12 protein-coding genes are annotated in these 12,394 nt (G+C 39.5%); 4 read left to right on the top strand and 8 right to left on the bottom strand.

Annotated features, from left to right (window positions below; genetic code table 11):
* Window positions 1–57: 57 nt before the first annotated feature.
* Window positions 58–651: a VanZ family protein gene (locus DWZ44_RS17375; protein WP_117805399.1), complete on the bottom strand. Its 594-nt coding sequence runs from the start codon at window positions 649–651 to the stop codon at window positions 58–60.
* Window positions 652–963: 312 nt separating this feature from the next.
* Here DWZ44_RS17375 and DWZ44_RS17380 point away from each other — a divergent pair, with 312 nt between their 5' ends.
* Window positions 964–1,200, top strand: a complete 237-nt coding sequence (locus DWZ44_RS17380) for a DUF6061 family protein (RefSeq protein WP_004841179.1) — start codon at window positions 964–966, stop codon at window positions 1,198–1,200.
* A gap of 487 nt (window positions 1,201–1,687) precedes the next feature.
* On the opposite strand, the gene DWZ44_RS17385 is transcribed toward DWZ44_RS17380, so the two are convergent.
* The 5 genes from DWZ44_RS17385 to DWZ44_RS17405 all read right to left on the bottom strand — a co-directional run bounded on the left by DWZ44_RS17385 (window position 1,688) and on the right by DWZ44_RS17405 (window position 6,026).
* Window positions 1,688–2,260: a hypothetical protein gene (locus DWZ44_RS17385; protein ID WP_005421581.1), complete on the bottom strand. Its 573-nt coding sequence runs from the start codon at window positions 2,258–2,260 to the stop codon at window positions 1,688–1,690.
* Between the two features lie 356 nt (window positions 2,261–2,616).
* Entirely contained in the window at window positions 2,617–3,321 is a 705-nt protein-coding gene (locus tag DWZ44_RS17390; RefSeq protein WP_004841175.1) for a DUF6040 family protein, read from the bottom strand.
* Complete coding sequence (locus DWZ44_RS17395) at window positions 3,305–5,005, bottom strand: MobA/MobL family protein (RefSeq protein ID WP_009243673.1); 1,701 nt, start codon at window positions 5,003–5,005, stop codon at window positions 3,305–3,307. Before DWZ44_RS17395 ends, DWZ44_RS17390 begins: the two co-directional genes overlap by 17 nt.
* A gap of 329 nt (window positions 5,006–5,334) precedes the next feature.
* The gene (locus DWZ44_RS17400; protein WP_009243674.1) at window positions 5,335–5,649 is read right to left on the bottom strand and encodes a hypothetical protein; all 315 of its coding nucleotides are present in this window, start codon (window positions 5,647–5,649) and stop codon (window positions 5,335–5,337) included.
* Window positions 5,650–5,795: 146 nt separating this feature from the next.
* Complete coding sequence (locus DWZ44_RS17405; protein ID WP_002578307.1) at window positions 5,796–6,026, bottom strand: helix-turn-helix domain-containing protein; 231 nt, start codon at window positions 6,024–6,026, stop codon at window positions 5,796–5,798.
* Between the two features lie 175 nt (window positions 6,027–6,201).
* On the opposite strand from DWZ44_RS17405, the gene DWZ44_RS17410 reads away from it, so the two are divergent.
* Both DWZ44_RS17410 and DWZ44_RS17415 read left to right on the top strand, forming a co-directional pair.
* Entirely contained in the window at window positions 6,202–6,831 is a 630-nt protein-coding gene (locus tag DWZ44_RS17410) for a helix-turn-helix domain-containing protein (RefSeq protein WP_004841162.1), read from the top strand.
* A gap of 86 nt (window positions 6,832–6,917) precedes the next feature.
* Window positions 6,918–8,213 carry a tyrosine-type recombinase/integrase gene (locus DWZ44_RS17415; protein ID WP_005421594.1) on the top strand — a complete coding sequence of 432 codons (1,296 nt, stop codon included), beginning with the start codon at window positions 6,918–6,920 and terminating at the stop codon, window positions 8,211–8,213.
* A 294-nt stretch (window positions 8,214–8,507) separates the two neighbouring features.
* Here the strand turns inward: DWZ44_RS17415 and DWZ44_RS17425 are convergent, their stop codons facing one another.
* Window positions 8,508–8,897, bottom strand: a complete 390-nt coding sequence (locus tag DWZ44_RS17425; protein ID WP_227083217.1) for a hypothetical protein — start codon at window positions 8,895–8,897, stop codon at window positions 8,508–8,510.
* A 326-nt stretch (window positions 8,898–9,223) separates the two neighbouring features.
* Here DWZ44_RS17425 and DWZ44_RS17430 point away from each other — a divergent pair, with 326 nt between their 5' ends.
* Window positions 9,224–10,585, top strand: a complete 1,362-nt coding sequence (locus tag DWZ44_RS17430; protein ID WP_117805400.1) for an IS4 family transposase — start codon at window positions 9,224–9,226, stop codon at window positions 10,583–10,585.
* Window positions 10,586–10,884: 299 nt separating this feature from the next.
* On the opposite strand, the gene DWZ44_RS17435 is transcribed toward DWZ44_RS17430, so the two are convergent.
* Window positions 10,885–12,096 carry an IS110 family transposase gene (locus tag DWZ44_RS17435; protein ID WP_117805401.1) on the bottom strand — a complete coding sequence of 404 codons (1,212 nt, stop codon included), beginning with the start codon at window positions 12,094–12,096 and terminating at the stop codon, window positions 10,885–10,887.
* Between the last annotated feature and the right edge of the window lie 298 nt (window positions 12,097–12,394).

A 12,394-nucleotide genomic window follows, 5' to 3' on the forward strand; every position in this document is an offset into this window, starting at 1 on the left:
ATTATGGGATATTTTTTAGGGCAACACAATCCGTCGAATTATTTTGCACTTACGAAGTTACAGCACCATTTTCCATAACAATGATGAAATAAATGGTTGAAGGAAGAACATAATAAGTGCTACAGATACACATATTATGTAAAAGTCACCCATTTTTGAATTTGAATAGATTCGCTTCGTAAAATTATCAGTTATCCTATGTGCAATAAAATATCCAATTATAGTACCAACAGTATTTGTAATAATATCGTTTATATCACTGGTTCTAAAAGTAAAAATCTGTGATATTTCAATTAAACTTGTAACTATAAATCCCATTAAGGCAATATTTTTAATGTTTCTAAATTTATCCCACAATATCGGCAAAAAGAAACCAAATGGAACAAATAAAAGTATATTCAAACAAGCATTAATGAAATCCGAAACCATATCCAAAAACGGGATAACGTTCACTGCAAAATCAATTTTCAGAGATGCTATATTAGGAAAGCCTACAAGTGCTAAGACTGCAGTAAAATAAAACCCAAATACCATATAAATAATAGTTCGTTTCCAGCTATGAAAACATAACTTGTTATATATGCACCAAATAGGAATTATAAAAACAGCTGCCGCAACAATTTCGATAAGTGCACTATATATTCTATACATGTTTTTCTACCTCCACAACTTCCGATTGAGATTTCACCTGTTTTAAGAGATTTGATAACTGTTATATCTTGTTATTAAATTCTCTGCCAACCCTTGAAAACACTGGATTTATCGCAGATGAGCTTTCCCTTATTCTTTCCCTTGTGTTATATCGTCCCATCAGTGTTTACGAATTCTGATAAGGGCAAATACAAGGGCAAGAAAATCATATAAAACAGTATAACACAAAATAAAAGTGACATGGTGAACTGATTGAAATGCTTCTGATTTTTGTATCTGATGATTGATTGAATGATAAGGAGATAGGATACGATGAGAACGATATTTGCAGAATACAATCCACACAGAAACAGTATTGATGTTTATACCAGTGCTGGCTATATGCTTCGCATTGATTGTTGGGAAGCAGAAAAGAATTTAAAAACCACTCCCGGATCAGACTGTGCATTAACTTCACTTGCAGTTGATGAACCACTTGAATATGCAAGATTATATCTTGATGGAAATTTGCAGATGTGGGTGAACGCGGAAGATTCATTAGAGATATAGAAATACCTTTTAGAACAAAGTAGTCTTTCGCCTCTACGAATATAATTGTGAATTAGACGCTTATATCCGAAATAAACAATTGGAACATACCCGACAGGAGAACTTTCTTTGATAAGTCACGAAAAGAAACAGTCTATCAGAAAATGCAATCTGACACATAGACGGGCTCGACACATAGAATAAACAAGAGGACTTGCAAGGTTTGTGACCTTCTTTCAAGCCCTCTTATGTATCATTGCGGTACTGGCTGTGTCCGTTCCGTAAAGGACTGCCCTAAGTGTATCGGCTTCACCTTGTTCCTTTACCTCACTATTCACAAATCACTTTTGCTATTTTCGCAATAATATTGCAAATAAAACAATTAGAACTAATATAATTATCAAAAAAATAAACCTTATTTGACCATGAAATCCTAATCCAATCCACTGCAATACTATTATTAACGCAAAAACTAATAACGCCCAATACTTTCTTTTCATGCAATTTTTTAATAAGTCATTCTTACGTTATCTACCACGTAATCATACATTGGATCTCCATACATAGTTCCTCTATTCACACAATGTGTGTCAAACTTAAAATATGCTACAGATTTACCCGAATTAAGAAATGATTTTAAATGACTAACGTAAGTACTCTCTCCGCCGATAAAATTAAGAATTACAGAAACACTGAGTCCAACAACCGAACCAACAGGACCACCTAAAGCAGCTAGCAGTAAAGTCCCTAAACTTTTAGTCGCACCCTCTCCCACATTTATTGCTTTAAGAGCTGCCTCTGCTTGACTTCTTGTCATAGAATATGAAAAAGTCTTATTTTTTACAGTACAGTATCCAATTCCGCCACCCATTCGTGTTTCTTGAGAAGGAACTATATATAGTTCTCCATCTTCATAAATTATAGTATAACCACCATTGGATAAGTCAACATCTTCTTTACTACAAGTCCCCTTCGAATTGTCATTTTGATTATACCTTTCACTAGCAAAAGATACTGTTGACATCGAAAATCCTAAAACCATTGACAAAATAATTGCTATACAACGTTTAATTTTTTTCATGATTTTCCTCCTTTCTTGAGGAATTTAAGATTTATAGACGACTTTAAAAGAATACGCATGCTTTTGTATACACTTAATATATATCACTCTTTAAAAAAATAAAAGACTTGTTTTGAATTATTTTTTATAGTATCCTATAATAGTGGTGATTTATATAATTTTAATGTTTATTTTTAAGATTCTCTAACAAACTTTTATACTATCCTATAAAACGGTCAATTTTAAAAATCACGAAATTGCAGGCTTTACAACACTTTGTAACACGATATAGGTCTGTCCGATAATCCCTCTCATATAAAAATAATCAATGCTTCATTTTTAACACAGGAAGATAAAGACATCTCCCTGTGTTTTTCTTAATAATATCCCCGCTCTTCTCGCCAGTCTTTTACATAACATCGAATTCCAATATAGACCACATATACAAGTAGTAACAGTACAATGAGGTTTATCGGAATGACAGATTTTATCCATTCGCCAAAGTAGATTACGATAGCTGTACTCATTATTGCCACCATAATGCTGATGATATCCCAACAATATTTCCGGTAGATTTTTCCCACCTGATAGCCAATCCCAATTATCAGGAATCCCGTTATAATGAATAAAATTCCCATAACAATAGCCGCGATCAGCCAGTACACAATCCCGGAAACGATACTGTTTGAGATTCCATTGCTTAACTGTCCGAAAGAATCTGCTCCTGTAACAAATTCTCGAAACAGGTTTATGATTCCTTTACCAATCGTACCGAAAAAGGTGATACAGTCGTTAAGAAAAACCGGAGAAAGGATAGCTGTGAACAGTGTAGTTGCTATGCTGTACCATGCCAACAGGAACATAAGGCTTTCATAACCTGTTGTCATTTGTTTATATTTTTTCTCCAACTGAATTTTTCGATTATCGCATTTTTCTTTTGCTTTCTGATAAGCAGTACGGTCACAGTTATCGCATTTCTCATAAGGCACTTTTTTCTCGACAGGCACCTCTACCGTCTTTTGGTGTGTCTGTGCATAGCGTTTTGCCTGCTCCGCTTTTTCGTACTTAAATTTCCATGCCACGACTTCTGCGTCGGCTCTTTTCCTGCTGTCTGTCTCGCTGGTTAATTGTTCCTCTGTTTGCTTTAATTTTGTCCGCAATGCTTCGATATTCTCGGCTCTGTTTTCGCTGTTCAATTTCTCGTTCAAGGTCAGCGATCTGTTTAGCTGCCTGTTCAGTTCCAGAATTGTCTGGTCTTTCTGATCCAGTTCGTCCTGCATCTGTTCCGTCATTGCCAGGAGTTCTTCCACCCGCCCGACGTTCTCTAAGTTTACGCATTCGTTCATCAATATCCCTCGCTTTCTCTATCTGCTGTTTAATGTCAGTAATAAGCTGTTCTCGTTGTTCAGCTTCTGCGTTAATTCCTGCCATTGCTGATTCTCGTTTTCCAACTGTTCGATTCTGACTTTTTGCTGTTCGATCTGGGAGAGCAGTTCTTCTGTATCTGGCAAAAGATTCAGAAGCCCGGATAACTCGCTGTTTAAGATCTGCAAACTCTGGTTCTGCTCCTGAAAGGACAGAAGCTGTCTGTCCCGTTCCTGTAATTCCTGTACCATCTCTGCCATAAGGTTCTGCTGTTCCTCGATCTGGTTTATCATTGACTCCATCATGGGAATGACTTCCCGGCTTTCTTCTAAGGTCATTTAACCACTCCTTCCACTGTGATAATGCACCAGATACTTTTCCGAAACTGGTCTGTATCTTTTTCAGCAGTGCATTTTGTCTTTTTATGATCTGGTTTTCCTCTACTTTCCATGAAGCTGTCTGCACCTGTCCACTCTGGAATTTCTCATCAATCTTTCTTGCATCAGCACCCTCATGGATTGTAGGGATTTCTAATTTTCCCTGTCTTGCATAGGAACGGTGGTCAATCTGTTGTTCTACTGATAAATGGTCATTACAGACTTTCGCCCATTCGCTCCGCCATAATTCACAATTCTTTGGATTGTTCCATCCGGTAGCATCGGTCAGCACCCGTTTCCATTGTTTACGGTTCCTTGCACCAACTTTCTGATTACCGTTTTCATCCAATACCGGAATTCGGATTCCATGACGGTCAGGATTCTTTTTATCCTGCCACCAGTCCGGGTGGGATTCATCAACCACAATATTTCCGTCAGTATCTCTGACAAACTCCCAGTCTTTGACTTCTTTGTTTCCCCATGAGTGGTCGGGATTAAAGGGACGCATGGTTACAAGTAAATGCACATGCGGGTTTCCGTCGCCCTTATCGTGAATGCTCCAATCTGCACACATGCCTTTGTCCACAAAGTTTTTCTGAATATAATCTGTTGTATATTCAATTTGTTCCTGTCGATTCCATTCTTTTGGAAGTGAGAACTCAAACGATCTGCCAAGCTGTGCGTCTGAACTTTTCTCAATCTTCAAAACTTCATTCCATAAGCACTGTTTCTGAAAAGTAAGTTTGAATTTCTCCAGTACAACTTCTTTGTTGTCTGCCCTTTTATACCGGACAGATTTCTGAAACCGTTTGATATTTTCGGCAGGTACATTCTGCCATTCCTGCGGTGCATTTTCACACATCATCAAACTGGTATAAACAACTTCTCTTTTGGAAGTGTAGTAACTGATCCTGCCTGTTTCTTCATTTTTCATTACCTCACCATTGAGATAGGCAGACGCTGATATGATGGATTTCCCTTTGCTGCGTCCGACAATCTTTACCGTATAATGAAAGATCGCCATGATCCGTTTCCCCCCTTTCTGCCGTACCCGGCATTGATTTCCGGCAGTTAACATTTCCTGTAAAAGAGAATGGTATCTGCCGGAACGCCCTCTGCGTAAGAGTGCTCTGTGCATAACAGCCTGCATGGAATGCGCCCCTCTGGCGAAGAGTGCCTCCTGCGACATGAGCAGGTCTGCATGAAATGCCCGCCGACGGAACGAGCCCGGCAAGCGTTAGCGCAGACCGGTTGCCACCTGTGGCAAACTTATACGGACGACCTCTGGTTGTCCATAAGTGCGCCCTTCATAAAAAAGCAATGAAGGGAATGGAAACTCCACTCCCTCCGGCATTACACTTCCTCCGTATTCGCAACCGGCTCTTTTTGCATTGCCTTTGAGAAGAATTTCCCATTTGCTTCCTGCCTTTTTAAGAAGCCGACCAGCTTCGGAATATCTTCTTCCTCAATCGCAGAACCAATCACTGATTCCACCGCACCGCCAATCTGACAGAGCCTGTGGGTTCGTTTTTTTGTTTCCACATCTTTCTGACGTTTCTTCAGTTCCCGTTTCTGTGCTGCGTACTGTTTCGCTTTTTCAAGGCTTTCCTGTTCTCTTTTTTCCAACTGGAGCAGACGCTCCTCATAACTCTTTGTTGATCTTGCCATAAATATCATCGTCCTTTCTTTTTTCTACCAAACATAAGTTTCCTGTTGTCTGTCAGACGAAGTACATGGTATAATCTGCTTGCGTGTAGGTATATCATGGCTTCGGTCTGATAAAACCTTTGGCGGTTTCTTCGGGAACCGCCTTTTTAAGTGGAACCGTTTCTTGTGACGGCTTTCACATTTCCTTTATCCCTTAAGTCCCTGCCCTCATTGGCTTCCATGAAAAGTTCCAGCATATCCGTTTTAATCAGGACTTTCCTCCCGACCTTTAATACCGGAAGTTTCTTCCACTCCACCAGTTTTCTCAGGGTGTTCCTGCCGATTCCCGTATAATCCGCAGCTTCCTCAATAGATAAGGCAATCTTTCTTTGCGTCATGTGACCACCTCCTTATAAATTGCATTATGCAATTTCTTTTGTGCTGTCAGTATAGCGTGTTTATATCATCTTGTCAAGCATTACGAAATTATATTGTTTATTGTTTAATTGCATATTGCAATATTGTTTGTTATGTGGTATAGTAATGACATACCGAAAAAGGAGGCACATCAGCATGAAAGATAAAGAATTACGCAAGCTGATCGGTAGCAGGGCAAAACAGCGCCGTACAGAATTGAATCTGACACAGCCTTATATCGCTGAAAAGATGGGTGTGACTGCATCTACGATTCAGAGATATGAAGCCGGAACGATTGACAATACAAAGAAAATGGTGCTGGAAGGTCTTTCAGAAGCTCTCCATGTATCTGTGGAATGGCTCAGAGGGGAAACGGACGAATATGAAACCGACATTACGGATAAAAGAGAATTACAGATTCGTGATGCCATGACGGATATTCTCAAACAGTTACCTCTTGACCTTACGAAAACAGAAGATGCTTTTTCCAAAGACCTACTGCTGTTAATGTTGAAACAATATGAACTGTTTTTGGATTCGTTCCAGTTCGCCTGCAAGAATTACAAAGGCAATACCAAAGAAGCGGACATTGCAAAAGTAATGGGGTTTGAATCGAATGATGAATATAACGAGATCATGTTTCTCAGGGAGATCACCCATACTGTCAACGCATTGAATGACATGGCAGATATTGTAAGGCTCTATTCCAAGAAACCGGAAACAGCAGAACAACGGCTTGCAAATCTTTTATCCGAAGTTATGTACGAGGATTCTGAATCGGTATAGTAAGATAATCGGAGTTATGATATACTTACACGCAAGAAGCATTTCAGCAGTTCCGATTGTCTGATATCGAAAGGAGACATACGATTATGGCAAAAGGATCTGTTAGAAAGAAAGGAAAGAAATGGTACTACCGCTTCTATGTAGAGGACGCAAGCGGCAAAATGGTTCAGAAAGAATATGCCGGAACCGAAAGCAAAAGTGAGACAGAAAAACTTCTCCGCAAGGCACTGGAAGATTACGAAGATAAGAAATTTGTTGCAAAAGCAGATAACCTTACCGTAGGTGAACTTCTGGACATGTGGGCAGAAGAAGAACTGAAAACCGGAACACTCAGTAATGGCACAGTGGAAAATTATCTCAGTGCAATCCGTTGCACTAAGAAACACCCGATTGCAGACCGTAAACTGAAAACAGTTACTGCCGAACATTTACAGGCATTTCTTGATCTGCTTACATTCGGTGGCGAATTTCCAGACGGAAAAGTGAGAAAAGGATACAGTAAAGATTATATCCATTCTTTTTCCGCAGTGTTGCAGCAGTCATTCCGTTTTGCAGTATTTCCAAAACAGTTAATCAGTTTCAATCCGATGCAGTATATTAAGCTGAAAAAACAGGCAGAGGAAGTTGACCTCTTTTCCGATGATGAAGTCGAAGATGGCACACAGCCGATTTCACATGAGGATTATGAGCAACTTATCAAGTATCTGGAAAAGAAAAATCCACCTGCGATCCTGCCGATTCAGATTGCATATTATGCAGGACTTCGCATCGGTGAAACCTGTGGTCTTACATGGCAGGACATCAACCTTGAAGATCAATGCCTGACCATTAAAAGAAGTATCCGTTACGACGGTGCAAAGCATAAAAATGTGATTGGAACGACCAAGCGAAAGAAAGTAAGGATTGTTGATTTTGGAGATACGCTGACTGAAATATTGAAAGCAGCAAGACGGGAACAACTGAAAAGCCGGATGCAGTACGGGGAACTTTACCACCGCAACTACTACAAAGAGGTGCATGTGAAAAACAGGGTGTATTATGAATACTATCACCTTGACGGAACACAGGAAGTCCCGGCAGATTATAAAGAAATATCCTTTGTCTGCCTCAGACCGGATGGCAGTCTGGAACTGCCGAGTACACTCGGCATTGCTTGCAGGTCAGTATCAAAAAAGCTGGAAGGATTTGAAGATTTTCACTTTCACCAGTTACGACATACCTACACCAGCAACCTGCTCTCGAATGGAGCTGCTCCGAAAGATGTACAGGAACTGTTAGGACATTCCGATGTCAGTACCACAATGAACATTTACGCTCACTCAACAAGAAAAGCAAAGCGGGATTCCGCAAGACTTCTTGATAAAGTAGCGAGCAACGCTTAAATAAAAATTTCCCTTATTTCCCTTGCGGATTCCTCACAAGGGTAAAAATAAGGGAAAATACATATCATTTCACTATCTAAGGGGCTAAAAAGCCTGTAAAATAAGGAAAACTCAGGAAATCTCTCCACAAATACCGATTTCTCAGTTTCAAAAACTGGAATTTACCGCTGTGCTTAAGCGATGTTGTGCAGACACAATAGAATTACGAATAGAATGATACGTCTGTTCTGCATTTTGATTTTTTTGTAAATTATAATCCATGCTCTTTACTCCTCTGAATTTCTAAAATAGAACTTACTGTTCTTCTATTGATTCAATATTTTCAATTCGCATCAGCTTAACTACCTGCTTATCTTTTTTCTCTGTATAACAAATTTTTATCCATTCATCATCTGCGTCTATGATCTTGCAGGATAATTCAGTTTTTCCTGCAAAACTAAAAATGAACTCTGATCTGATAATACATTGTTTTCCTACAAGATCATTAATCAGCTTTGACATATATGCCACTCCTCTCTGCTTTTTCTCCAATCGTTTTACTTTCGTTTCTAAACGCTTTACTTTTCCCGGATACGCCGAATAACAAAGTAACAGCAACAATGCTACAATTCCGAACCATTCCATATTATTCTCCTTAGCAAACTTAACGCTAGCATGTCTGTTTCTTAAAATATCTTTTGCCATTCAAATCATATCACACTATCAGACATATTTCCATTTCAATTTACTCAGTCAAGTCACTTCGCTCAGCTACATTTCCTGTCGGCTTGCTTCTGTAACCAGCATCCGGTTAATCTTTTCCTACATGGTTTCCTTTGCCTCTTCGCTGAAATAATAACGAACAATATATACGGGTATCCGAAATAAGTGGTTGAAACTGCTTATACGGATACCCGTTTTTTTATCCAATGCGTCGTAAAACTCCTTGCTTTAGCTCTTAACTTGCCCCATAAGTAATCATAGATATTTATATGTTCCCATGTTATACTAAAGAAAAAGGGGAGATCCAAATGACGGCGGAATACAAGAACTGGCAAGAAGATTTTGTGGACATAAATTTTACTGACCAGCGTTTGAAGTCACGTTTCTTCAAGATCATAGACGCTTTTGCAGCATCGCCCGGAAAATCTACTTGGGCAGCTACCGGCTCCAGAAGTTCTGCCAAAGCGGCATACCGTTTCTTTAGTAATAGCGAGATATCCAAAGATGAATTACTTGACAGCATATCCAGAGCAACTGTAGAAAAAATAAAATGTGCAGATGCAGAGTGGATCTTAGCTGTTCAGGATACTACCGCTGTTGGATTTGGAGACCGGAAAGCGATCCAGGGAATGGGATACTATTGCAGTACGAAGCAAAGGGGAATGCTGGTCCATTCTTGCATCGCCGTGACAGACCAGGGGATCCCTTTGGGTATTATCTACCAGGAGACAAATACACGGGAAAAGCCGAAGGACGATTCCCAGACAAAAGAGCAAAAACGTTCCAGACCAATAGAGGAAAAAGAAAATTTCCGATGGCTGGACAGCATGTGTGAGACACTGCTGAGAATGCCAGCGGATATCCCAATATTAACAGTATGTGACCGGGAAGGTGATTTCTATGAATTTTTCTCAGAAGCAGCGGATCTGAAAGCAAATTTTCTGATCCGGATCGTACAAAATCGTATGGTAGATGATGGGAAAAAGATCTTTCATGAATTACGTAGTTCCCCAGTGGCAGGAAGCATGGTTGCCCGGATGAGCCGGAATCCCAAAGAGCATATCCCATCAAGAAATATAAAAATGGATTACCATTGCAAAAAGGTTACAATCTACCGTCCTCAAAGGAGAAAGGAAAAGCATTTACGGGAAAAGCTGGAGCTGACAGCGATCTATGTGCATGAATCCGGGAAAAAGGGGACAGAATGGTTTCTGCTGACAACGGTAACGGTAAAGAGCGAAAAAGAAATAGAAAAGCTGGTACAGTGTTATGCACACAGATGGAAGATAGAACGGTTTCATTTTATATTAAAGAGTGGGTGCAAAATAGAAAAGAACCAGGCAAGGGAATATGGGAGATTAAGCTTTCTAACGTTATTATATTCTGTCATTGCAATGCAGATATTAAATCTGACTTATCATGGGAAAATATGTCCGGAAATTTCAAGTGGGATCGTATTTGTTGAAGAGGAATGGAAAGTATTATGTTGTTGCGCAAGAAAAAGCAAGGAAATTCCTGAATCGTATTCACTTAAAGAAGCAATTTATGATCTGGGAGTTCTTGGATGGACGAAAGGTGCACCGAGCGATGGTATGCCCGGAGTACGTTCTATCTGGCAAGGACTGGATGTACTATATTCATTGCTTGCTTATCGAAATTATCTTGTATAAATATGGGTCAAGTTAAGGCTTTAGCTGTGGGGAGTGTCAATCGCTGAAAGAAAAAGAGGGAATGCTACGGTTGTATCACCGAAAAGAAAGTATTGCAGAAGCAGCCTATTGCTCTTATCTTGGATTACGGCAGAAAAGCTATCGCTTTGAAAACTGTGCGTCGCATTCTCGTTACTTTAGCCTGCAAATAAAAAGTCAATACTAAAATTGAAGAAAGTTAAAAAACTTTACAGGTTAAAAATTAGGCATTAAAATAAGGCCACCACAACCAGTGCTGGTCTGAAAGTAAAAGTTTTGAATTAGCTTGGATCAGGAAGAACAGAAAGATATTCTTTCACTCGTCCATAGTATATTCTGAGAAATTTATTAGCACCTGCAGTCATATAAACATAGTAAGGCTTACCCTGGGTGCGTTTTCTGTCCATGAATTGATATACAGGATCATCCTGAGGCATGGTTTTGATAAGAACATCCATTACTTGAAAAAGAGTCTTTCTTAAATTTGAAGATCCACGTTTGGATGTTGGGACGCTTTTTTGGGCATAGGAACCAGATTCGTTTACCCCAGGATCAACTCCGGCGAATGCAGTAAGGGCTCCTTTATGCGTGAATCTGGTTACATCACCGATCTCAGCCATAAGCTGTGGACCGAGAGATGGACCAATCCCTTTAAACTGCATGACAATTGAGTATTCAGGAAGCTTTGAGGCAGTCTCGTTGATGAGAGTGCGTATTGTTTCGACAGTAACGGAAGTACTGTTGAGCTGATCGACAGCTTGTCTGATGATATGTTTGGTTATTTCATTCTTAGGAAATACTGGAACAAGTTCCTTTGTTTTGGTGTAAATTTCTTCCGCTTTTGATTTATTGAAGGCATATTTTTTGCGCTTGCACCAGTTCTGATAATGTTCAACAAAAGCGTTTAGAGACATTTTACGAATGCAATCTACATGCCAGTATGTAGAGACAAAATCAACCCATTTCTGGGAACCATCACTGCGGGTGGGACTATTGAAATAAGTATTTGCATTTGGATAGGTCTGGTCAATGAGGCCAATAAGATTATTTTTCATAGCCGTTTTTTGTTTCACATAGAAATGAAACTGACGATTCATGACCTTTAGCTGAGCGCGTAATTCATCTGTAATACTATACGGTTCAAGACTTTGCCATTTGTCAAGAGCGTAGCGGGCAATCTTGACAGAATCAGCTTTGTCGGACTTGATTTTGCGAAGAGAATCGTTATTAAAATCTTTGACCAACTTGGGATTAACAGCACTGACAAAGAGATCTGCTGCTGAAAGCTGGTGAGCAAGTGCTTCGTAGTAGCGGCCGGTATGTTCCATTACAACCCGGGATTCACCTTCGATAGAATGAATAAGTTTAATAAGTGAATGGATATCACTGGATGTGTGCTTAATCTCAAAAGGAGAGGATACAATCTCCCCAAATGGTCTCAGAATTGTAACCATACTTTTACCTTTTGAAACATCGATACCTACTGCGTTCATAAATTTATCACTCCTTAAAAAATATTACAATGGATAAATACCAGTTTTACTCATTACCTGTTCAAACTACTGTGTGTGACACGAATGCACCTAATGTGGTTCAACCTGCATAAAACGAACACTGTGAATGAGGAGCCGGTTATCAGTCTAAAGTACGGACGCGAGGTCCAAGTGATGAAGTCGATATACCATTGCATCCTACATTCTAACAGTTTAAGTAATGAGATGGATAAATCCTTACTGGAAGTAAGGGGATTACCCATAAATATATTGTAGTAGTGATGAGTTAGACGCGCAA

Source organism: Blautia sp. AF32-4BH (genome assembly GCF_003460565.1).
In the GTDB taxonomy this organism is placed as follows: domain Bacteria; phylum Bacillota; class Clostridia; order Lachnospirales; family Lachnospiraceae; genus Fusicatenibacter; species Fusicatenibacter saccharivorans.